Source organism: Mesorhizobium shangrilense, assembly GCF_040537815.1.
In the GTDB taxonomy this organism is placed as follows: Bacteria; Pseudomonadota; Alphaproteobacteria; order Rhizobiales; family Rhizobiaceae; genus Mesorhizobium; species Mesorhizobium shangrilense.
The window spans coordinates 1,255,631-1,277,066 of sequence record NZ_JBEWSZ010000001.1; the positions used below are offsets into that span (position 1 = coordinate 1,255,631).

Genomic DNA, 21,436 nt, shown 5'->3' on the forward strand with positions numbered 1-21,436 from the left:
ACGTGTCGTGAACAGCTTGAAACATTGATGGCTGAACATCATCATTTTTATCGGACATTTGCGACCGAGGCCTTTTCCGGATTAGGAGAATATGATTCAACCCGTCAGGGGCAGGTGTCGGAACACCGGAATTCAAGAGCAGGGGGCATATGGCCAAGGAAGCGCGCGGCGATTTCTATCCGGTACCTATCGTCGACCAGAATACGCGACCGGGAGCGGTCACCCGGCTCATCGTCTTCATCGTCGTCCTCACCGGCGCCGCGATTGTTTTCGGCATTTTCCGCGATCGCCTGGGCGATCCCTTCCTGCTTGGCATGCTTGGCGTCCTGGCGATGATCGGCGTGGGTTTCCTGTTCGCCACCGCGATCGGCTTCGTACAGATCACGCCGCGCTCGACGAGTGACGAGCTGTCGAAAGCGTTTGTGGATTCGATGTCGCAAGGCCTTCTCGTCACCGACACCAAAGGCCGCGTCATCTACGCCAATCGTGCTTATGCCGACATGACGGGAGCGTCATCCGCAACGGATCTGAAGACGGTCGAAGGGCTGCTCTCGGATGTTCCGGAAGCCTCGGCCACCATATACAGGCTGGCCTCCGGGCTACGCGATGGCCAACCGGGCGATGGCGAGTTTCGGCTGGCGCAATCCATTCGGCCGGGCGCCGAGCCAGGCGCGCGCTGGTATCGGGCTCAAGCCCGCGCTTTCAGCGTTCCGGGGCAACGGTTGCCGATGCTGGCTTGGCAACTTGCCGATATCTCGCAGGAGCGGGCCGAGCAGGAGCGGTTTTTTCTCGACCTGCAACAGGCCATCGATCATCTCGACCATGCGCCCGCCGGCTTCTTTTCCGCCGACCAGGATGGTCGGGTCACCTACATCAACGCCACGCTGGCGGAATGGCTGGGCATTGACCTCGCCAGCTTCACGCCAGGCGCGGTGTCGCTTTCGGAGATCGTTGCCGGTGACGGCATGGCGCTGGTCCGTTCCGTCAAGGCCGACCCCGGCACGACACGCAATGCGGTCATCGATCTCGATCTGACGACGATGACGGGCGAGGCGCTGCCGGTGCGCTTCATGCATCGCGTTTCGGCGAGCCGCGAGGGGCTGAACGGCCCGACACGGACGATCGTGCTCAACCGCACGCAAGGCGAGGACGCGTCGGCTGACCTTCGTGCCTCGGAAGTGCGCTTCACGCGCTTCTTCAATTCGACGCCGATGGCAATCGCGGGCGTCGATCACAATGGCCGTATCCTGCGCACCAATGCGCCGTTCTTGTCGCTGTTTTCCTCCGTGGTCGATCGGGATGCGGTCGATCGCCGCGTGCGGCTCGACACCGTGATCCATGAGCGCGACCGGCCGGCTTTTGCCGCGGCTTTCGAAAAGGCACGGCAACGGCAGGCCGATATCGAGCCGATCGACACACTGCTGCCCGGCAATGACGAGCGGCATATCCGTTTCTACGTCAACGCGGTCGCCGACGGCACGGGCGGCGAGGGCGCCGAGGAATCGGCGATCGTCTACGCGGTCGAAACCACCGAGCAGAAGGCGCTCGAAGGGCAGATGGCGCAAAGCCAGAAGATGCAGGCGGTTGGCCAGCTTGCGGGCGGTATCGCGCACGACTTCAACAACGTGCTGACGGCCATCATCATGGCGTCGGATCTTCTGCTGACCAACCACCGGCCATCCGACCCGTCCTTCCCGGACATCATGAACATCAAGCAGAACGCCAACCGCGCGGCCTCGCTGGTGCGGCAGTTGCTGGCGTTCTCGCGCAAGCAGACGCTGCGTCCGGAGGTGCTCAACCTGACCGACGTGCTGGCTGATCTCCGGATGCTGCTGGCCCGGCTGGTCGGCAACGACATCAAGCTGAAGGTCGACCATGGCCGCGACCTGTGGCCGGTAAAGGTCGATATCGGGCAGTTCGAGCAGGTGGTGGTCAATCTGGCCGTCAATGCGCGCGACGCAATGCCGGCCGGCGGCGATCTCACCGTGCGCACGCGCAATGTGACCGCCGAGGAGTGCAAGGCCTTCTCCTACCGCGAACTCACTCCAGCCGACTATGTCGTGGTCGAAGTCGAGGATACCGGCAGCGGCATTGCACCCGACGTGCTCAAGAAGATTTTCGAGCCCTTCTTCACTACCAAGGAAGTCGGCAAGGGCACGGGCCTCGGTCTTTCCATGGTCTATGGCATCATCAAGCAGACCGGCGGCTTCATTTTCTGCGACTCCGAGGTCGGCAAGGGATCGACGTTCCGCATCTTCCTGCCGCGCCACATCGCGGATGTGAAGAAGGCCGGCGAGCCGGGTGAAGTGCCGGCGGCACCGACCAAGATCTCCGATGCGGCCAAGGATCTGTCAGGCTCGGCCACGGTGCTGCTGGTGGAAGACGAGGACGCCGTGCGTATGGGCGGCATGCGGGCGCTGACATCGCGCGGTTACACGGTGCACGAGGCGTCGTCGGGCGTGGAAGCGCTGGAAGTCTTCGAAGCGCTCGGCGGCAAGGTCGACATCGTGGTGTCCGACGTGGTGATGCCGGAAATGGACGGACCAACCCTGCTCGGCGAATTGCGCAAGCGGCAGCCGGATATCAAGTTCGTCTTCGTGTCCGGTTACGCGGAGGACGCTTTCGCCAGGAACCTGCCGGCCGACGCGCATTTCGGCTTCCTGCCGAAGCCGTTCTCGCTCAAGCAACTGGCAACGATCGTCAAGGACGTTCTCGAATCATAGAGCCGCCGATCAGGCGGCTTCCCGCTTCGGCGCCATCTCGTCCATATCCGGCCGGTGGCCACGCAGGTAGAGCGCACAAGTCGTGCGCAGCATGGATGCGAAATTGGGGATGGCGCCGTTGATTTCGATGGCCTCGTCATAGAGTTTCGAGATGAATTTCGGCGTCGTCAGGTTCTGGTTCTCGGCGATTTCATCGAGGAGCGCCCAGAATGTCGCCTCCAGCTGAATGCTTGTCGAATGCCCGTCGATGCGGATCGACCGGTTGATCTGGCGATAGCCTTCGGGGTCCTGGCCCGCAAAAACCCTGCACATCCGAAAACCTCCCATCGTTGATTGTTGGTCTTGGGTGGACAGGCCGCGCGCTATTGGCGTCGCACATCCTGTCCCCGCCGCCATCTTCGGGTAAAAACGCCCTTAGGGCAATCGGACTTTCGTCCGCTATCGGCCCACAGAGCCGATCACGGTTTTTGGGCGTGGTAACCGGCTGCCACCACCTTTTGGCCGCGCCGCCCATAATCGCTCCGAAGCATACAGCAACGGAGACTGATTTGGCGAAGGCGATCCACAGCATGATCCGGGTTCTCGATGAGGCCCGCTCCGTCGGCTTCTACCAGAAAGCATTCGGGCTCGATGTGGCCGAAAGGCTGGATTTTGAGACCTTTACTCTTGTCTATCTCAGCAATGCGGCATCCGATTTCGAGATCGAACTGACGGTCAACAAGGGCCGGACAGAGCCTTATGTGCTTGGCGACGGCTACGGCCACCTCGCCGTCTCGGTCGCCGACCTCGACAGCGAAAACGACCGGCTTGGCGCGCTCGGCCTCAATCCCAAGAAGATTGTCGAGTTCAACCGCGACGGCGCATTCATCGCCCGCTTTTTCTTCATCGAGGATCCTGACGGCTACAAGATCGAGGTCTTGGAGCGTCGCGGCAGGTTCAAATAGGAGGGAAGCCGCGCCGGCGGGCGCGGCGCCAGCAACGGCACCTTTTGGGGTGTGTATAGCAAGCAGGGAGGAAAATATGGTCACGATCTATGACAGGAAGCCTGGGCTTTCCCGTCGTGAACTTCTGAAGCGCGGCGGCATCGGCGCGCTGCTCGTCATTTCCGGCAATGCGGTCATCAGCCCGGAACATGCCTGGGGCCTCGAAACCTCGGCGCTCAAGCCCGAAACGATGGCGACGCTGATCCAGATGGCGCGCGATATCTATCCGCACGATCAGGTCCCCGACAAATATTACGCCATCGCAGTCAAGAGCCATGACGAGCAGGCCGGCAAGGATGCCGCCTACAAGACCATGATCGAAAACGGCATTGCGGACCTCGATGCGAAGGCCGGAGCCGGTGGCTATCGCAACCTCGGCTGGGAGGACCAGCGCATCGCCGTGCTCAAGCAGGTCGAGGCGACGCCGTTCTTCCAGGCCATTCGCGGCGGCCTCGTCGTCAGCCTGTACAACCAGAAGGAGGTTTGGCCGATCTTCGGCTACGAGGGCGAATCCTACTCCAAGGGCGGCTACATCTCGCGCGGCTTCAACGACATCGAATGGCTCTGAGCCTCGTCGTTCCAGCAGCGCAAAAACAGGACATCATGGGAGGAAACCATGGCAGCACCATTTGATCTCAAGAACGATGGCGTGGTCGTCATCATCGGCTCGGGCGCCGGCGGCGGCACGCTCGGCAACGAACTCGCCCAGAAGGGCATCGACGTCGTCATCCTGGAGGCGGGCGCCCGCCACGAGTTCGAGGATTTCATCAACGACGAATGGGACTCGTTTGCCCAACTCGCGTGGAAAGACAAACGCACCACCTCCGGCGACTGGCGGGTGGCGAAGGATTTTCCCAATCTTCCGGCCTGGATCGTCAAGTCGGTGGGCGGCTCGACCACGCATTGGGCGGGCGCATCCCTGCGCATCCAGGAGCATGAGTTCAAGACGCTCTCGACCTACGGCAAGGTGGAGGGAGCCAGTCTCCTCGACTGGCCGATCACGCTTGCGGATCTTGAGCCTTACTACGCCAAGGCCGAGGACAAGATGGGCGTGACCCGCACCAACAACATTCCTGGTCTGCCCGGCAACAACAATTTCAAGGTGATGAAGGCCGGTGCCGACAAACTCGGCTACAAGGAATGCCACACCGGCCGGATGGCGATCAATTCCGAGCCGCGCGACGACCGCAATTCCTGCCAGCAGACCGGCTTTTGCTTCCAGGGCTGCAAATGGGGCGCCAAATGGTCGACGCTCTACACCGAGATCCCCAAGGGCGAGGCCACCGGCCATCTCGAGGTCCGGCCGAACGCTATGGCAATCAAGATCAATCATGACGCGTCAGGCAAGGTGACTGGCGTCGTCTACGCCGACAAGGATGGCAAGCTGCAGGAACAGAAGGCGCGTATCGTCGCCGTTGCCGGCAACTCGATCGAAAGCCCACGGCTTCTGCTCAACTCGGCGTCTGGCAAGTTCCCCGATGGCCTTGCCAACTCGTCGGGGCAGGTGGGCAAGAACTACATGCGCCACACCACCGGTTCGGTCTACGCCATCTTCGACAAGCCGGTGCACATGTATCGCGGCACCACCATGGCCGGCATTATCCGCGACGAGGCGCGCCACGATCCCTCACGTGGCTTCGTCGGCGGCTACGAGTTCGAGACGCTGTCGCTCGGCCTGCCGTTCATGGCCGCCTTCCTCGATCCGGGCGCCTGGGGCCGATCCTTTACCACGGCGCTTGATCACTACGATCACATGGCCGGCCTGTGGATCGTCGGCGAGGACATGCCGCGCGCGGAAAACCGCGTCACGCTGCATTCCGACATGAAGGACGAGCATGGCATGCCGATTGCCGACGTGCATTTCGATGACCATCCCAACGACACGGCGATGCGAAACCATGCCTACAAGCAGGGTTCGGCACTCTACGCGGCGGTCGGCGCAACGCGCACCTTCCCGACGCCGCCCTATCCGTCGACCCACAATCTCGGCACCAACCGGATGAGCGAGAAAGCGGAAGACGGCGTCGTCAACAAGCACGGCCAGGCGCACGACATCAAGAACCTGTTCGTGTCGGACGGCAGCCAGTTCACCACGGGTGCCGCCGAGAACCCGACCCTGACGATCGTATCGCTTGCGATACGCCAGGCCGACTACATCGCCGGTCAGATGTCGGCCAAGACCATCTGAAGCAGACCTCCCGAGTGACTGAGGCGCGGAACCCCACGGGTTCCGCGCTTTCTTTTTGGCTCAGCGCTTGGTGCAGGTCGACGCGGTAAAGGCGCCGTCGGGCTGCTTCATGATGATGTCGAAGGATGGGGCTGTCGTGCCGTCCAACGTTGCCTGCGTGAGCGAGATCGAATTGCCGCCGCTCGTGTAGCCGCCCAGCGGCCCCAGCCAGTTGATCACGCCGTTTGCGTCCATCTGATAGTTGTAGCCCTGCTGGGGAGGACCGAACGTCACCGGGCCGCTGTAGACGCTGCCCTTGATGGTGATGTCACCGAGGCTCAGGAATAGTCCCAGAAGGTAGACCTCGCAGTGATAGACACCGTCCGGCAGTTTGCCTTCCGCGAAGTCGGCTCGTGCGCTGGTGGTCGTTGCGATCAGAAGCAGTATGCCGAAAATGCGTGAAATGCTGGATGCCATGACTTCGCTCGCTTGAGCCCTGAGCTTGCCCATTTCCTGGCGGCGCCGCAACGATTGATGTCGGCGATCCGGCAATGCCCGCCTCTCAAGATCAAAGTTTGGGCATTCTCATAATTTGGGCGAAAAATAGGCAGCCGCATTGTGCGTTGCGTAAAATCTTCTCAATCAAATTTTAACCCAGCTAATTTCATTAGAAATGTCTAATATATTTAACATATTGATAGAGTTTGGTTATTCTTGACACTCGGAGGTCTAAAAGCGGGTTGGCACGGGGGTTGCATGGTTTGTTGCGGTGCAAACAACCAGCTTGGAGTGTACGAATATGAGGGGCAACTTTTCGGCAATAACAAGAATCTTCTCGGCAAGCGTGGTCGCGGCGGGGCTTTTGATGTCCGTGCCGGCGAAGGCGGCTGACGACACGATCAAGGTCGGTATCCTCCACTCCCTGTCGGGAACCATGGCGATTTCAGAGACGACGCTGAAAGACGCCATGCTGATGCTCATCGACGAGCAGAATGCAAAGGGTGGTCTGCTCGGCAAGAAGCTCGAAGCGGTCGTCGTCGATCCGGCGTCCAACTGGCCGCTGTTCGCCGAAAAGGCGCGCGAGCTCATCTCCAAGGACAAGGTCGCGGCCGTGTTCGGCTGCTGGACCTCGGTGTCGCGCAAATCGGTGCTGCCGGTATTCAGCGAGCTCGACAACATCCTGTTCTATCCCGTCCAGTATGAGGGCGAGGAGAGCGAGCGCAACGTGTTCTACACCGGTGCCGCGCCCAACCAGCAGGCCATTCCCGCGGTCGATTACCTGATGAGCGCCGATGGCGGCTCCGTGAAGCGCTGGGTGCTCGAAGGCACCGACTACGTCTATCCGCGCACGACCAACAAGATCCTCGAGGCCTATCTGAAGGCGAAGGGCGTTCCCGCCGAGGACATCATGGTCAACTATACGCCCTTCGGTTTCTCCGACTGGCAGACCGAGGTTTCGGCGATCAAGAAGTTCGGTTCGGCCGGCAAGAAGACGGCGGTCGTCTCGACCGTCAATGGTGACGCCAACGTGCCGTTCTACAAGGAACTCGGCAACCAGGGCATCAAGGCCGAGGACATTCCGGTCATGGCCTTTTCGGTCGGTGAGGAAGAGCTTGCCGGTCTCGACACCGCGCCGCTGGTCGGCCATCTCGCCGCCTGGAACTATTTCGAGAGCATCGATACGCCCGAGAACAAGAAGTTCATCGAGAACTGGCACAAGTTCATCAAGAACGACAAGCGCACCACCAACGACCCGATGGAAGCCCACTATATCGGCTTCAACATGTGGGTGAAGGCGGTCGAAAAGGCCGGCACCACTGATCCCGACAAGGTCATCGACGCGATGGTCGGCGTCTCCGTGCCGAACCTGACCGGCGGCTACGCCACCATGATGCCGAACCATCACATCACCAAGCCGGTGTTCATCGGCGAAATCCAGGCAGACGGCCAGTTCCAGACCGTTTGGCAGACGGCCGGCCTGCTGGTTGGCAAGGAATGGTCGGACTACCTGCCCGATTCCAAGAACCTGATCTCCGATTGGCGCGCGCCACTGTCCTGCGGCAACTTCAACGTTGTCACCGGCAAGTGCGGCGGCAAGGGAACCAACTGATCCCTCCCGGGGGTCTGAGCGGGTCGTGGATTGGTAGATCCATGACCCGAGACCGCAAGTGTCCGGGCGGACTTGTCCTCCGGTTCGCCCGGGCACTTCAAACTGATGGCATTTGACCTGATGATCCTGTTGCGCACATTCGGCCTGACATTGCTGCTGCTGTTGGCGACGCTGTTGCCGTCCAACGCCGGCGAAGCCGAACTGCGCGCCATTATCGCCAAATTCGCAACAGCCTCGAATTTCTCCGCCACCGAAGCCTTGGTGCGCGAACTTTCAGCCACTGGCGATCCTGCCGTTGAGCGCCCGCTCTCCGCGCTGGCGGACGGAAACCTCTATGTCCGCAGGGCCGACTCACTGGTGTTCGTCGGCAAGGATGACGGGGCCAATGTGGCGCTGCTTGATTCGCTGACGGGCGAGGCCATCGGTGAAGTCGACAAGGCTGATGTCACCAAGATCAAGGTCAACAACACGCTGCGCCGCGTGATCCGCGACGCGATGGGCACGCTGACGCTCGGCGCCAAGGATCCGGCAGTACGGCTCTCCGCGGCCGATACGATGTTCAAGACACCAGACGCAGGCAACATCGCCGCGCTCGATACAGCGATCGCCAGTGAAGCCGTGGCAAGCGTGAAGGCCCTGCTCGAGCAGGCACACGCAGCTTCCGTCCTGGTGTCGGACAAACCGGAAGCCGACAAGCTGGCGGCCGTTGCCCTGATCGGCGCGCGCGGCGATCGCGATGCGTTGTCGCTGCTTACGTCTGTAGAAGCCAAATCCACGGGTGCGGTGAAGGATGCGGCGACGGCTGCGATGGCCAGGATAGGCTCGACGCTGGCGCTTTGGGATGCGGTCCAGAACATCTGGTACGGTGTCTCGCTGGGGTCAGTGCTGCTGCTGGCGGCGATCGGCTTGGCCATCACCTTCGGCGTCATGGGCGTGATCAACATGGCGCATGGCGAGATGGTCATGCTGGGCGCCTACACCACCTTCGTCGTGCAGAACGTGATCCGCACTTCGTTTCCCGGGCTGTTCGACTGGTCTCTGGTCATCGCGCTGCCGCTGGCCTTCCTGGTGGCGGCACTGGTTGGCCTTGCCATCGAGCGCGGGGTCATCCGCTTCCTCTACGGGCGGCCGCTGGAAACGCTGCTGGCGACATGGGGTGTGTCGCTGATCCTGCAGCAGGCGGTGCGCACGCTCTTTGGCCCCAGCAATCGCGAGGTCGGCAATCCGTCGTGGATGTCAGGCTCCTTCGATGTCGGGCAGCTTGCCATCACCTGGAACCGGCTGTGGATCCTGGTGTTCGCGCTCGCTGTGTTCGGCGTGCTGCTCTACGTGATGAAACGCACCCCTTGGGGCCTGCAGATGCGGGCCGTCACCGCCAACCGGCGCATGGCGGCGTCGATGGGCATCAGGACGCCCTGGGTCGATGCGCTGACCTTTGCGCTGGGCTCCGGCATCGCCGGCATCGCGGGTGTCGCGCTCAGCCAGATCGACAACGTCTCGCCCAATCTCGGCCAGAGCTACATCATCGACAGCTTCATGGTCGTGGTCTTCGGTGGCGTCGGCAATCTTTGGGGCACATTCGTCGGCGCCTTCTCGCTTGGCATCCTCAACAAGTTCCTCGAACCCTATGCCGGAGCGGTGCTCGGCAAGATCGTCGTGCTCGTGCTGATCATCCTGTTCATCCAGAAGCGCCCGCGCGGCATGTTCGCGCTCAAGGGCAGGGCGGTGGAAGCATGATCACCAGCCGTTTCTTCGGCGCTGACCGCCGCATTGCCATCACCATCTTTCTGCTGCTGGCGGCCGCCATCATCGTGCCGCTGCTCAATCTGGCCGTGTCGCCGACGAGTGCCTTCTACGTGCCGTCCTACATCGTGGCGCTGACCGGCAAGTATCTCTGCTATGCATTGCTTGCCTTGGCGCTCGACCTTGTCTGGGGCTATTGCGGCATCCTCTCGCTCGGCCACGGCGCCTTCTTCGCGCTCGGCGGCTATGCGATGGGCATGTATCTGATGCGCCAGATCGGCTCGCGCGGCGTCTACGGCAATCCCGTGCTGCCGGACTTCATGGTGTTCCTGAACTATAAGCAGTTGCCATGGTTCTGGACCGGTTTCGATCATTTCTGGTTCGCGGCTATCATGGTGCTCGCCGTGCCCGGCCTGCTCGCCTTCGTCTTCGGCTGGTTCGCTTTTCGCAGCCGGGTCACCGGCGTCTACCTGTCGATCATCACCCAGGCGATGACCTATGCGCTGCTGCTAGCCTTCTTCCGCAATGACATGGGTTTCGGCGGCAACAACGGCCTGACCGATTTCAAGGATATCCTCGGCTTCAACGTGCAGGCGGATGCGACCCGCTCGGCGCTGTTCGCGGCAAGCGCGGTGGCGCTTGCGTTCGCCGTTTTTGCCACCTGGGCAATCGTCAGTTCCAAATACGGCAAGCTGCTGATGGCGGTGCGCGATGCCGAAAGCCGCACGCGGTTCCTTGGCTGGCGCGCGGAGAACGTCAAGCTGTTCGCCTTCACCGTGTCGGCGGTGATGGCCGGGATTGCCGGCGCGCTCTACGTGCCGCAGGTCGGCATCATCAATCCCGGCGAGTTCGCGCCGTCCAACTCGATCGAGATCGTCATCTGGGCCGCTGTCGGCGGGCGCGGCACGATCGTCGGACCGATCATCGGCGCGCTTCTGGTCAATGCGGGAAAATCCTGGTTCACCGGCGTGATGCCGGAATTCTGGCTGTTTGCGCTGGGCGGCCTGTTCGTCGCTGTCACGCTGCTTTTGCCCAAGGGCATTGTCGGCATGTGGGATTCCTGGCGCGGCAAAGCGAAGGCATCGCGTGCGGCCCCCGTCGCTGAAGAAGCCGGCACCGAGGTTGGGGTGGCGTTCGCGACCTCGAAGCCCGCTCGCTCGCCGGCGAGAAATCCCGGCGAATGGTCCTGGTCCGACCCTGAACCGCAGGCGGCGGAGTAGCGACATGAGCAAATCGAACACCATCCTCTATCTCGACGGCGTTTCTGTTTCCTTCGACGGTTTCCGCGCCATCAACAGCCTGTCGCTGGTGCTCGACAAGGGCGAGATGCGCGCCATCATCGGCCCTAACGGCGCCGGCAAGACGACGATGATGGACATCGTCACCGGCAAGACGCGGCCCGATGAGGGCGAGGTCTTCTTCGATGGCCAGGTTGATCTGACCAAGCACGATGAAGCCGAGATCGCCATGATGGGCATCGGGCGAAAGTTCCAGAAGCCGACGGTCTTCGAAAACCACACGATCGAGGAGAACCTGATGCTGGCGCTGAAGGGGCCGCGCTCGATTTTTCCGGCGCTGTTCCATCGCCGTTCAGCCGCCGAGGCGCGGCAGATCGACGACATACTCGGCATCATCCGGCTTGGCGACAAGCGCGACCAACTGGCGACCAATCTGAGCCACGGCCAGAAGCAATGGCTGGAGATCGGCATGCTGCTGGCGCAAGACCCGAAGCTGCTGCTGGTCGACGAGCCTGTCGCCGGCATGACCGATGCCGAGACCGAGGAGACCGCGCGACTGCTCAAGGACATCGCACGCGACCACTCTGTTATCGTCGTCGAGCACGACATGCATTTCGTGCGTGAGCTGGGCGTCAAGGTCACCTGCCTGCATGAGGGCTCGGTGCTCTCGGAAGGCTCACTCGATTTCGTTTCAGCCGACGAACGTGTCGTCGAAGTCTATCTGGGGAGATGAGCATGATGTGGCGGGTTCAATTCCATCGCTTCGATCTGGCGTTTCTCAGGTTCTGGAAGAAGCGCTGACATGCTCGAAGTTTCGAACGCCACGCTCCATTACGGCGCCGCCCAGGCGCTGCGTGGTGTGTCGTTGAAAGCGGACGCCGGCAAGATCACCTGCGTGCTCGGCCGCAACGGTGTCGGCAAGACAAGTTTGATGAGATCGATCGTTGGCCATCACCGGCTGACGAGCGGAAGCGTTGCCTTCGAGGGGAAGGCGCTCGACCGGAGCGCGGCGTATGACCGCGCCCGGTCGGGCATCGCATTCGTGCCGCAGGGCAGGGAGATCTTCCCACTGCTCACGGTGCGGGAAAATCTCGAATCGGGCTTCGCGCCCTTGCGGCGCGCTGACCGCAACGTGCCGGCGCATGTCTTCGAGCTGTTCCCGGTGCTGAGGCAGATGCTTGGCCGGCGCGGTGGCGACCTTTCCGGCGGGCAGCAGCAGCAGCTTGCCATCGGCAGGGCTCTGGTGATGCGACCGAAATTGCTCGTTCTGGATGAGCCGACCGAAGGCATCCAGCCGTCGATCATCAAGGATATCGGCCGTGCCATTCGCTATCTGCGCGATCAGGCGGGCATCGCCGTGCTGCTGGTCGAGCAATATCTTGATTTCTGCCGGGAGCTGGCCGACGAGGTCAATATCATGGACCGCGGCTTGATCGTCCATACTGGCCCCGCCGAAGATCTCGATCGGGCGGATGTGCGGAAATTCCTGACCGTCTAGATCTTTCGCCGTCTATTGTCGTGCAACTCTGGCGCACCGCAAGCTGCGTGCTAATCTTTGCTTGGCCTTGGTGAGTCGGCCGCTTTCCGTACCAGTCTCAGCGTGACGGATCGAGGAGAAGGCGCGGGCTGAGCCGGCAAGTTCCACGCAAGCCAGTCTGCCTAGCTTCCCTCCTGTGATCTGATTGTTGTTCAGCGCGTTAGGCACTCAGGCTAGGGACAGCCGATGGAACATTTCGTCGAAGACCATCAGAAACGACGGCTCACAGAGCGTGTCGACATCATGACCGCCATCAACATCCTGAGATCCCAGGGATACGAGCAGGATGAGTTGATAGGAGAGATGACCAAGGTCTTCTACGTCGACCTCGACGCCTACAATGAGGTCGTCTCCACATAAGGTTAGCCCTTCGCGCGAAAGGCGTCAGCTGGCGCGGCGAAACGCCGAGGCGGCAACGCGGTTGCGGCCGTCGCGCTTGGCGGCGTAGAGAGCCTTGTCGGCCGCGCTGAGCACCTTGTCGAAGCTCATGCCGTCATTTGTGCCGAAGGCAAACCCGGCGCTGACCGTGCATGTCAGGGGACCATCCTCGGTTTCGATCCTGCAGGCCGCGAAAGCGGTGCGTATGCGCTCCGCAGTGGCTTCAACCGTCTCCGGCAAGGTCCGCTTCAGCACCAGCGCGAATTCTTCTCCCCCCATGCGCGCGGCGGAGTCGGCCGGGCGCAGATTGCTGGTGAGCTCCCTGGCGAACACCCTCAGCACGTCATCGCCGGTGGCATGGCCGAATTCATCGTTGATCGCCTTGAAGCTGTCGAGATCGAACACAACCACCGCCGTGAAGGCGCCGATGGGGCCATTCCCATGCAGGTCGAACAGCGCGCGGCGGTTGAGCAGGCCGGTCAATGGGTCGGTCAGCGCATTGCGGCGATGATGCCTGGCAAGGCGTCCCTGGTTGAGCGCCAGCGACAGCGCGCCGATCCCGGTCATGCTGGCGATGACGATGATGAGGCTTAGCTCCTCGGCCCAATTGCTTGGCGCATGTCCGAGGATCAGCTTTCCATCCCAGGCAAGAACCATGGCGCAGAGTGCGAAGGATGTGGCCGTGGCCGAATACAGCGCGGTGATGCCAATCGTCAGGGCAGGGGCTTCGTCGCGGCCTTTCCAGTATTCGCGCGCCGTGGCGAACAGAAGCAAGGCTGCAAAAGTGTTTTCGAACATGAAGCCGAGCCCGTCATAGCCCAGAGCCATCGGAGGCAGCGCCACGACCAGCGAAAGGCTGCCAAGCACCGTTCGCCGCACCGGCGAGCCCCCGGTCCTGAACTGATAGGCCGCGCCCAGCATGGTCGAAAAGCCAAGCAGGAGAAGGGCGATGGTCGCGATGCCAAGCAGGCGCCCGGGCATGTCGATATAGGCGTCATAGACGAAGATGTCGCCGACCACCAACAACAGGCTGATCGCCCATGTCAGCAGGAACCGCTCCGAACGCGCGGTCAGCCACATGCCAAACAATGTCAGCCCCAGGCAGGCGGCGGAAAAACCAACAGCCAGCAGAAGTGAAGTGTAGTCGAGCGACATGCCTCTCGTTCCCCGCCGGCGGCGGCTCCAGCTCTGCAACTTGGCGTGGCTGAATTCATGCAGCAAGGAAGTGTCGATAAGGTTACGATGACGCGGAAGATGCCGCGAATAGCCGCCTTGCTACGCTCAAAATGCATAGAAGACGCTGTAATCGCGTGTGGGAAAGTCTGATAGCGATACCCGTCAGTCGGCCACTCGCTTCATCAGCGCCATCGCGCCGAATGGCGCGCGCACCTTGCCCTCGGTGATGAAGTAAACGAACACGTCGCGTGGGTGGATCGACGCCTCGGTCGAAGGATCGGCGCGTCGCAGATCGGCCGGCACTTTGCCTTCCGCCCAAATCCTTGCCCGTGCCGCCCATTCGTCGAGGCCCTTTGGCGTGTAGCAATCAGGATTGTCGTCACTGCCGGTCTGCAGGCGAGCGTAGACGAAATCACCGGTGACATCAGCGATATCAGGATATTTGGCGTGGTCCGCATAGACGATTGCAGTCTTGTATTTGCGTGCCAGGGCAGCGAATTCCGGCACGATGAAGCTGTCGTTGCGCACTTCGAGCGCATGGCGCAGGGCAACGCCGTCCTGCTTTTCCGGCAGCAACTTCAGGAAGGCTTCGAAATCATCGGGATCGAACTTCTTGGTTGGTGCGAACTGCCAGAGAATCGGCCCTAGCTTTTCGCCGAGCGCGGCGACGCCAGAGCCAAGGAAGCGCATCATCGATTCGCCGGCTTCGCCGAGCACCCGCCGGTTGGTGACGAAGCGGTTGCCCTTCAGCGAATAGACAAAACCGTCCGGCGCCTCGCTTGCCCATTTGACGAAGGTCGGTTCCTTGAAGCTGGAGTAATAGGTGCCATTGACCTCGATGCTTGGCACCTGCCGAGTGGCGTATTGCAGCTGTTTCGCCTTGGAGAGCTTTTCGGGATAGAAGGACGTATCCCACGGCTCGAAGGTCCAGCCACCCATGCCGGAGCGGATTGTTCCAGATTTGCTCATTGTCGTCCTCCCAAATTCCGAAAGATCAGGCCGTCGTGATTTGATCGACGGGCTTTGCCATGTGGACGAGAGTCCATCCTGCCCGGTACGGGTTGGGACCGCGATCGGTCTCGCGATAGCCATAGGCCAGATAGAGCGCGATGTTCCGTTCCATCCTGGCATTGGTGTAGAGCCGCACCTCCGGCAGTCCCCACAGACGGGTCTGCTCGTCCGCTAGCTTGAGCAGCGAGATGCCAAAGCCTCTGCCCTGAAAGCCGGGCGCAACCGCAACGCTGAAGATCAGGCTGTGATCCGAATGCCGCTCAAGAACCAGCAGGCCCGCCACCAATCCGTCTTCTTCGACGAGCGTGACCTCGCCGCGCGCAATGCGCGGCGCGTAATTCTCGGTAATCGGGATTGGCGGACCGCCAAGCAAGGCAATGTAGTGCCCATAGGCAGCCTCGGTCAGCCAGACGACAGTGGCGAGATCATCGGCAAGAGCGGATCTGATATTCATGGCTGGCTCGTGCCGGCAGCGGGCGTAATGATCGCCTTGCATCCCCATTTGGCGAAGGTTGGCACTCTGCGGCCGGCGCGATGCGGTTGCTCCGTCGTAGGAAATTGTCCAAATAGAGTGAATTTTCTCACGGCGCAAAAAATCCAACCACTCATGCCAATGCAGGCTTCTTCGAATGTGGGAGCGCCGCACTATGCATTTAAACATGACAATTCAAAATCAAACTTGGTTTGGCCAGACCTGACGAGACGCTGGATCAGGATTATTAGAAGTCCGACCGCTAGGCGCTTGGCGTCATATTCCTCGTCTGAACGTGCCGAGCTGTCTTCTTCATCGTCGCGAAAAACGGATCTGATCTGCCTGTTTCCGTGCACCATTTTCGACCGGAATGCGTACATTCTATCGATGGATTCTAGGAGCCATTTAACGTTCGAATGAGCCCTAAAAAGTGCCTCAAGCTTGTTCTTCAACTGACCGATCGATGAGCGCCCTCCGTCAACAAGCAATGCCTCGATTCCTGCCAAGGCCCAAACCAAATCTGAGATTTCGTCGTTGCGAATGCTGCGAACGAACAACCTTGTGCAATAATTTAAAGCCTTAGAGGCAGGTGTATCGCTATAGCCTGAAAGCATGCCATTTTGGGCGAAGACCCAACTTATCATTGATTCCGGTTCTAAATTAAGATCTGGGATGAATCCGTTCTTAACTAGGTAATCGATGCTTTCCTCAAGCATGGAATGAAATGAGGACGAATGATGGTGCAATTTTTCATCGACGAGCCACACACTTTTTACCGGATGAAGAGCACCTGGAAATGAAAAGTTCAAGGCAAAAAAATAAGTTTGGATATCAAGATCTAGGAAGGATGGAATTACTGACGCCCAAAACTCAACAAGTTCTTTGTCTGTGTAACTCTCATCATGTCCGTCGGATCGAGTGATCTTAAATTTCTCTCTGCCGGGAAATTCTGATTCGAATTCAAACTCTAAAAGCCAATTACCTTCTTTGTAAAAAATAAGTTCGTTAAAATACTTTTTCTTTATGGATTTTGAGGCTTTTTTTACGCGAACTATTATTCGCTCTCCTGAATGGATATCAATCCCGCGCAAGCGAATCTCTCGTGGCTTGCGGAAATATTCCAAACTTTTGGTATAGGTCGCAATATGAAAATCTGATTGAAATTTTAAGGCAGGGTATAAAGCAAAAAGACCGACAAACTTCATCCAAGACTCCAATGCCACATCCGATCGCACACGTAAACTCAATCTCTATTACGGGGAGAGTCTTCTGATCATATGTGCTAAAGAATCTTTATTCCGCGCGATTCCCGCCGATCGAGCAGTTCCCTGCGAGGCAGGTCTGATGTTCATGGCTGGCTCGTGCCGGCAGCAGAAGCAATGACCTTGCCCATCCCGCCGGCCATCGCATTGACGGCATCGCGACTTGCATCGCCCAGGCCGTGTCGCTCGGCTATCCAATGCGGATCATTGCAGGAAAGCCAGACCTTGCCCTGCTCGTCCTCCCAGCCAAGCGCCTTCAACGGCAGGTCGATGCCGGCGAGTTGCCTGTCCTGCATCAGCGGCGTACCGCCCTTGGGATTGCCGAAAATCAGCAGCTCCGTAGGGCGTAGCGACGCGCCGACATCGCGCGCGCCGGCGGCGTGATCGATACGTGCGAAGACGAGCAAGCCGGCTCGTTGAACGGTCTCGACCAGGCGATCGATGGTTTCGGTCACCCCGAAACGACTCTGGATCGTGATGAGACCATTGTCAGCCATCATTCCGCCGCTTCGCGTTTGCTCCCAGGACGCCGCTCCAGCAGTTCTTTGAGGAACTGGCCGGTGTAGCTGCGCTTCTCGCGCACGATGGCTTCCGGTGTGCCTGAGGCGACCAACTCGCCGCCGCCATCGCCGCCCTCGGGGCCGAGATCGAGCACCCAGTCGGCGGTCTTGATGACTTCGAGATTGTGCTCGATGACCACCACCGTGTTGCCCTGGTTGACCAGTTCGTGCAGCACTTCGAGCAGCTTGGCGACATCGTGGAAATGCAGGCCGGTGGTCGGCTCGTCTAGGATGTAGAGCGTCTTGCCGGTAGCTTTGCGCGACAGTTCCTTGGCCAGCTTGATGCGCTGTGCCTCGCCGCCGGAAAGCGTCGTCGCCTGCTGGCCGACATGGATGTAGCCGAGGCCGACCTGCTTCAGTGTTTCCAGCTTGTCGCGCACGGCGGGAACGGCGGCGAAGAAATCGACGCCTTCCTCGACGGTCATGTCGAGCACGTCGGCGATCGACTTGCCCTTGAACAGGACGTCGAGTGTCTCGCGGTTGTAGCGCTTGCCATGGCAGACATCGCAGGTGACGTAGACGTCTGGCAGGAAGTGCATCTCGATCTTGATGACGCCATCGCCCTGGCAAGCTTCGCAGCGACCGCCCTTGACGTTGAAGGAGAAGCGGCCAGGCTGATAGCCGCGCGCCTTGGCTTCCGGCAGACCGGCGAACCAGTCGCGGATCGGCGTGAAAGCGCCGGTATAGGTGGCAGGGTTCGAACGCGGCGTGCGGCCGATTGGCGATTGGTCGATATCGATGACCTTGTCGAGGAATTCCAGACCCTCGATACGGTCGTGTTCGGCCGGGTGCTCGCGCGAGCCCATGATGCGGCGTGAGGCCGCCTTGAACAAGGTCTCGATCAGGAAGGTCGACTTGCCGCCGCCGGACACGCCGGTGACCGCGGTAAACGTGCCCAGGGGTATTTCGGCAGTGACGTTCTTCAGATTGTTGCCACGCGCGCCGACGATCTTCAGGCGCCGGTTCTTCTTGGCCTCGCGCCGCACGCCAGGCGTCGCCACTTCGAGCGCGCCCGACAGATACTTGCCGGTGATCGAATTCGGATTGGCCATGACCTGTTGCGGCGTGCCCTGCGCAATGATCTCGCCGCCGTGGATGCCGGCGGCCGGCCCCATATCGACGACGTAGTCGGCATGCAGGATGGCATCCTCGTCATGCTCGACGACGATGACCGTATTGCCGATATCGCGCAGGTGCTTCAGCGTGTCGAGCAGTCGTGCATTGTCGCGCTGGTGCAAGCCGATCGACGGCTCGTCGAGCACATAGAGCACGCCGGTGAGGCCCGAGCCGATCTGCGACGCCAGGCGAATGCGCTGGCTCTCGCCGCCTGAGAGTGTGCCGGAATTGCGCGACAGGGTCAGATAGTCGAGCCCGACATCGTTGAGGAAGCGCAGCCGCTCGCGGATTTCCTTGAGCACGCGCACCGCGATCTCGTTCTGCTTGTCGTTGAGCGACGCCGGCAGGTCGGTGAACCACTGGTCGGCCTTGCGGATCGAAAGTTCGGTGACCTCGCCGATGTGCTTGCCGGCGATCTTCACGGCGAGCGACTCGGGCTTCAAACGGTAGCCTTTGCAGACAGGGCAAGGCGTGGCCGACATGAAGCGCTCGATCTCCTCGCGCATCCAGGCGGATTCGGTCTCTTTCCAGCGCCGTTCCAGATTGGGGATGACACCTTCGAAGGTCTTGGTCGTCTTGTAGGAGCGCAGGCCGTCATCGTACTGGAAGGTGACTTCGCGCTCGCCGGTGCCACGCAGGATGGCTTCCTGGGCTTCCGCGGTCAGGTCCTTGAACTTGTCACCGAGCTTGAAACCATAGGCCTTGCCCAGCGCTTCCAGCGTTTGCGAATAATAGGGCGAAGTCGACTTCGCCCACGGGCTGACGGCGCCATCGCGCAGCGAGACATTTTCGTCCGGAACGATCAGGCTGGCGTCGATGGCACGCTGGCTGCCGAGGCCGTCGCAGGTCGGGCAGGCGCCGAACGGATTGTTGAAGGAGAACAGCCGCGGCTCGATCTCCGGAATGGTGAAGCCGGACACCGGGCACGCGAATTTTTCCGAGAACAGGATGCGCTCATGCGTCTCGTTCTTGGACTTGTTGACCGAGTCCTCGCCGGTCTGGCTTGCGTCGAGCGGCTTGTCGGCGAATTCCGCCACCGCTAGCCCTTCGGCCAGCTTCAGGGCGGTTTCGATGGAGTCGGCAAGTCGCGTGGCGAGATCGCCGCGCACGACGATGCGATCGACGACGACGTCGAGGTCATGCTTGTATTTCTTGTCCAGCGCCGGCACGTCGGCGATCTCGTAGAAGACGCCGTCGACCTTGACGCGCTGAAACCCCTTCTTCTGAAGTTCCAGCAACTCCTTGCGATATTCGCCTTTGCGGCCGCGCACCATCGGCGCCAGGATGAACAGGCGTGTGCCTTCCTCCACGGCCATCACGCGGTCGACCATCTGGCTGACTGTCTGGCTTTCGATCGGCAAGCCGGTTGCCGGCGAATAGGGCACGCCGACACGCGCGAACAGAAGCCGCATATAGTCGTAGATCTCGGTGACGGTGCCGACCGTTGAACGCGGGTTCTTTGAGGTGGTCTTCTGCTCGATCGAGATGGCGGGCGACAGGCCGTCGATCTGGTCGACGTCCGGCTTCTGCATCATTTCGAGGAATTGCCGCGCATAGGCCGAAAGGCTTTCGACATAGCGACGCTGGCCTTCGGCATAGATGGTGTCGAAGGCCAGCGATGATTTGCCGGATCCCGACAGGCCGGTCATGACGATCAGGCTGTCACGCGGCAGGTCGAGATCGATATTTTTGAGATTGTGTTCGCGCGCCCCGCGAATGGAGAGATATTTATGGTCGGCCATCGCCGGTCGCCGCCTCAGATTTGGAATTCGTGGGATTGGCGCGGTTTTCCGGCCATCCCCTATGTAGGTAATTTCGCCGCAACGTCGAGAGAACTCTGCGTCAAATCGTTTAACCGCCTTTCGCGCGACCCGGCAAGCGAAAAGAACAAAGGCCGAACAGGCTCCTGACAAAAGCTGTTGATGGCAATGGCGGTGGATTCGACCTCACGAAGCGTCTCGGCGATCACATTTTTCATAACCGGCTATTGAAAGGTTGACGTCCCGGCGTCACGGGAGCAGACTCCAAGGGTCAACCGAGCCGACCGTCTTTCGATGGCCTCGCCGCCCAGGGGGCGGCCTGCGAGACGCCGCGGGCATCTGCGATTTGCGCTTCGGACGACACCAAAGAAACGGACACAGGAGCGGAGCCATGACGCCACCGGATAGTGCCCAAGGGTTCCAGGTATCACTGGAACCGCGGCAGGCATAAGTGCCAGGGCTTGAGCGTTTGCGCCGCCCGACAAACCGTGACCTGCCTATCCCCACAAAAATCAGAGACTATTAGTCGGATCGTCGGCTGAACGCCGCGAAGCGTCCGAAATCAAAGCTGGTAGGATTCCTACCGGTAGGTTGGATTTGACATCCAAGAAGCCCCGACCGTTTGCGGAAGCAACGGCGGGGCTGTTTTCTTGTCGGCCCAATGCTTTCTGCCTTTTCGCTGCAGCACTCATTGAGCGCCGCTTGGGTGCTCTGACTCCGATCCGAATTGCTCGGCCAAAAGCTCGACGATATCAGCGGCGTCAGTGGCGCGAGGATCCGATCGCGCCAGCGCCGGCGTCGATTGTAATACTGCCGGAAATCCGCACATCGGTATCGCCGATCTTGAACTGCTTGATCCCATTGCTGGGTGCAGCGTCGTCTGGCTCCGGCTGTGGAGCAGGCTTGGCGATGCGGTAGTCGCTGGTCACGCCGGGCAGGGCGCCCTTGTCGGAGGACGTGTCGCCGGCGGATGCCGCGCCGGTCAGCACGGTCAAGCCGGCGATGGCGCCAAAGAACCTGCGCAAAAGTGTGGATGAATTGCTGTCGATCATGGACGAACTATATCGCCGCGATCATGCCGAGGCCAGACCGGCGACGTTTCAAGCCGACCCTCGCCGCGGGCCGTTTAAAGCGCGTCGCGTTTGAACGGATCAATGCGACACGCTTTAAGTCTTGTTTTTGCACATGTCGTTATCCCAA

General features: G+C 60.5%; 19 protein-coding genes. 10 read left to right on the forward strand and 9 right to left on the reverse strand.

What is annotated here, in order from left to right:
• Positions 1-149: 149 nt before the first annotated feature.
• Entirely contained in the window at positions 150-2,723 is a 2,574-nt protein-coding gene (cckA, locus tag ABVQ20_RS06350) for a cell cycle histidine kinase CckA (protein WP_354458692.1), read from the forward strand.
• Between the two features lie 9 nt (positions 2,724-2,732).
• Here the strand turns inward: cckA and ABVQ20_RS06355 are convergent, their stop codons facing one another.
• Positions 2,733-3,035: a ribbon-helix-helix domain-containing protein gene (locus tag ABVQ20_RS06355; RefSeq protein ID WP_354458693.1), complete on the reverse strand. Its 303-nt coding sequence runs from the start codon at positions 3,033-3,035 to the stop codon at positions 2,733-2,735.
• A 236-nt stretch (positions 3,036-3,271) separates the two neighbouring features.
• Between ABVQ20_RS06355 and ABVQ20_RS06360 the strand changes: the two genes are divergently transcribed.
• The 3 genes from ABVQ20_RS06360 to ABVQ20_RS06370 all read left to right on the forward strand — a co-directional run bounded on the left by ABVQ20_RS06360 (position 3,272) and on the right by ABVQ20_RS06370 (position 5,894).
• Entirely contained in the window at positions 3,272-3,667 is a 396-nt protein-coding gene (locus ABVQ20_RS06360) for a VOC family protein (protein WP_354458694.1), read from the forward strand.
• Positions 3,668-3,743: 76 nt separating this feature from the next.
• Positions 3,744-4,274, forward strand: a complete 531-nt coding sequence (locus ABVQ20_RS06365; protein WP_354458695.1) for a gluconate 2-dehydrogenase subunit 3 family protein — start codon at positions 3,744-3,746, stop codon at positions 4,272-4,274.
• A 48-nt stretch (positions 4,275-4,322) separates the two neighbouring features.
• The gene (locus tag ABVQ20_RS06370) at positions 4,323-5,894 is read left to right on the forward strand and encodes a GMC family oxidoreductase (protein ID WP_354458696.1); all 1,572 of its coding nucleotides are present in this window, start codon (positions 4,323-4,325) and stop codon (positions 5,892-5,894) included.
• A 60-nt stretch (positions 5,895-5,954) separates the two neighbouring features.
• Here ABVQ20_RS06370 and ABVQ20_RS06375 read toward each other — a convergent pair whose 3' ends face one another.
• Positions 5,955-6,350, reverse strand: a complete 396-nt coding sequence (locus ABVQ20_RS06375) for a hypothetical protein (RefSeq protein ID WP_354458697.1) — start codon at positions 6,348-6,350, stop codon at positions 5,955-5,957.
• Between the two features lie 322 nt (positions 6,351-6,672).
• Here ABVQ20_RS06375 and urtA point away from each other — a divergent pair, with 322 nt between their 5' ends.
• The 6 genes from urtA (at position 6,673) to ABVQ20_RS06405 (ending at position 12,861) form a co-directional block, all read left to right on the forward strand.
• Complete coding sequence (gene urtA, locus ABVQ20_RS06380; RefSeq protein ID WP_354458698.1) at positions 6,673-7,983, forward strand: urea ABC transporter substrate-binding protein; 1,311 nt, start codon at positions 6,673-6,675, stop codon at positions 7,981-7,983.
• Between the two features lie 120 nt (positions 7,984-8,103).
• Positions 8,104-9,720: an urea ABC transporter permease subunit UrtB gene (gene urtB / locus ABVQ20_RS06385; protein ID WP_354462138.1), complete on the forward strand. Its 1,617-nt coding sequence runs from the start codon at positions 8,104-8,106 to the stop codon at positions 9,718-9,720.
• Positions 9,717-10,946 (forward strand): urea ABC transporter permease subunit UrtC, encoded by a 1,230-nt coding sequence (urtC, locus tag ABVQ20_RS06390; RefSeq protein WP_354458699.1) that lies wholly within the window; start codon positions 9,717-9,719, stop codon positions 10,944-10,946. The genes urtB and urtC overlap by 4 nt, the downstream gene beginning before the upstream one ends.
• Positions 10,947-10,950: 4 nt before the next feature.
• Complete coding sequence (gene urtD, locus ABVQ20_RS06395) at positions 10,951-11,697, forward strand: urea ABC transporter ATP-binding protein UrtD (protein ID WP_354458700.1); 747 nt, start codon at positions 10,951-10,953, stop codon at positions 11,695-11,697.
• Between the two features lie 69 nt (positions 11,698-11,766).
• Positions 11,767-12,462, forward strand: a complete 696-nt coding sequence (gene urtE, locus ABVQ20_RS06400; RefSeq protein WP_354458701.1) for an urea ABC transporter ATP-binding subunit UrtE — start codon at positions 11,767-11,769, stop codon at positions 12,460-12,462.
• A 225-nt stretch (positions 12,463-12,687) separates the two neighbouring features.
• Complete coding sequence (locus ABVQ20_RS06405; protein WP_354458702.1) at positions 12,688-12,861, forward strand: hypothetical protein; 174 nt, start codon at positions 12,688-12,690, stop codon at positions 12,859-12,861.
• A 24-nt stretch (positions 12,862-12,885) separates the two neighbouring features.
• On the opposite strand, the gene ABVQ20_RS06410 is transcribed toward ABVQ20_RS06405, so the two are convergent.
• From ABVQ20_RS06410 to ABVQ20_RS06440, 7 genes are all read right to left on the reverse strand, one after another.
• The gene (locus tag ABVQ20_RS06410) at positions 12,886-14,034 is read right to left on the reverse strand and encodes a GGDEF domain-containing protein (RefSeq protein ID WP_354458703.1); all 1,149 of its coding nucleotides are present in this window, start codon (positions 14,032-14,034) and stop codon (positions 12,886-12,888) included.
• A 183-nt stretch (positions 14,035-14,217) separates the two neighbouring features.
• Positions 14,218-15,024: a DUF72 domain-containing protein gene (locus tag ABVQ20_RS06415; RefSeq protein WP_354458704.1), complete on the reverse strand. Its 807-nt coding sequence runs from the start codon at positions 15,022-15,024 to the stop codon at positions 14,218-14,220.
• A gap of 25 nt (positions 15,025-15,049) precedes the next feature.
• Positions 15,050-15,520, reverse strand: coding sequence for a GNAT family N-acetyltransferase (locus ABVQ20_RS06420; RefSeq protein WP_354458705.1), 471 nt, complete (start codon positions 15,518-15,520; stop codon positions 15,050-15,052).
• A gap of 191 nt (positions 15,521-15,711) precedes the next feature.
• Positions 15,712-16,743, reverse strand: a complete 1,032-nt coding sequence (locus ABVQ20_RS06425; protein ID WP_354458706.1) for a hypothetical protein — start codon at positions 16,741-16,743, stop codon at positions 15,712-15,714.
• A gap of 143 nt (positions 16,744-16,886) precedes the next feature.
• The gene (locus tag ABVQ20_RS06430; protein WP_354458707.1) at positions 16,887-17,300 is read right to left on the reverse strand and encodes a DUF302 domain-containing protein; all 414 of its coding nucleotides are present in this window, start codon (positions 17,298-17,300) and stop codon (positions 16,887-16,889) included.
• Positions 17,297-20,218 carry an excinuclease ABC subunit UvrA gene (gene uvrA, locus ABVQ20_RS06435; protein WP_354458708.1) on the reverse strand — a complete coding sequence of 974 codons (2,922 nt, stop codon included), beginning with the start codon at positions 20,216-20,218 and terminating at the stop codon, positions 17,297-17,299. Before uvrA ends, ABVQ20_RS06430 begins: the two co-directional genes overlap by 4 nt.
• A 779-nt stretch (positions 20,219-20,997) precedes the next feature.
• Complete coding sequence (locus ABVQ20_RS06440; RefSeq protein WP_354458709.1) at positions 20,998-21,288, reverse strand: hypothetical protein; 291 nt, start codon at positions 21,286-21,288, stop codon at positions 20,998-21,000.
• Positions 21,289-21,436 lie beyond the last annotated feature (148 nt).

Excerpts from the sequence above, each read along its gene's own strand:
- cckA (WP_354458692.1), top strand. The coding sequence starts at position 150 with ATGGCCAAGGAAGCGCGCGGCGATTTCTATCCGGTACCTATCGTCGAC.
- ABVQ20_RS06355 (WP_354458693.1), bottom strand. The coding sequence starts at position 3,035 with ATGTGCAGGGTTTTTGCGGGCCAGGACCCCGAAGGCTATCGCCAGATC.
- ABVQ20_RS06365 (WP_354458695.1), top strand. The coding sequence starts at position 3,744 with ATGGTCACGATCTATGACAGGAAGCCTGGGCTTTCCCGTCGTGAACTT.
- ABVQ20_RS06370 (WP_354458696.1), top strand. The coding sequence starts at position 4,323 with ATGGCAGCACCATTTGATCTCAAGAACGATGGCGTGGTCGTCATCATC.
- ABVQ20_RS06375 (WP_354458697.1), bottom strand. The coding sequence starts at position 6,350 with ATGGCATCCAGCATTTCACGCATTTTCGGCATACTGCTTCTGATCGCA.
- urtA (WP_354458698.1), top strand. The coding sequence starts at position 6,673 with ATGAGGGGCAACTTTTCGGCAATAACAAGAATCTTCTCGGCAAGCGTG.
- urtB (WP_354462138.1), top strand. The coding sequence starts at position 8,104 with ATGATCCTGTTGCGCACATTCGGCCTGACATTGCTGCTGCTGTTGGCG.
- urtC (WP_354458699.1), top strand. The coding sequence starts at position 9,717 with ATGATCACCAGCCGTTTCTTCGGCGCTGACCGCCGCATTGCCATCACC.
- urtD (WP_354458700.1), top strand. The coding sequence starts at position 10,951 with ATGAGCAAATCGAACACCATCCTCTATCTCGACGGCGTTTCTGTTTCC.
- urtE (WP_354458701.1), top strand. The coding sequence starts at position 11,767 with ATGCTCGAAGTTTCGAACGCCACGCTCCATTACGGCGCCGCCCAGGCG.
- ABVQ20_RS06405 (WP_354458702.1), top strand. The coding sequence starts at position 12,688 with ATGGAACATTTCGTCGAAGACCATCAGAAACGACGGCTCACAGAGCGT.
- ABVQ20_RS06410 (WP_354458703.1), bottom strand. The coding sequence starts at position 14,034 with ATGTCGCTCGACTACACTTCACTTCTGCTGGCTGTTGGTTTTTCCGCC.
- ABVQ20_RS06415 (WP_354458704.1), bottom strand. The coding sequence starts at position 15,024 with ATGAGCAAATCTGGAACAATCCGCTCCGGCATGGGTGGCTGGACCTTC.
- ABVQ20_RS06420 (WP_354458705.1), bottom strand. The coding sequence starts at position 15,520 with ATGAATATCAGATCCGCTCTTGCCGATGATCTCGCCACTGTCGTCTGG.
- ABVQ20_RS06425 (WP_354458706.1), bottom strand. The coding sequence starts at position 16,743 with ATGAAGTTTGTCGGTCTTTTTGCTTTATACCCTGCCTTAAAATTTCAA.
- ABVQ20_RS06430 (WP_354458707.1), bottom strand. The coding sequence starts at position 17,300 with ATGATGGCTGACAATGGTCTCATCACGATCCAGAGTCGTTTCGGGGTG.
- uvrA (WP_354458708.1), bottom strand. The coding sequence starts at position 20,218 with ATGGCCGACCATAAATATCTCTCCATTCGCGGGGCGCGCGAACACAAT.
- ABVQ20_RS06440 (WP_354458709.1), bottom strand. The coding sequence starts at position 21,288 with ATGATCGACAGCAATTCATCCACACTTTTGCGCAGGTTCTTTGGCGCC.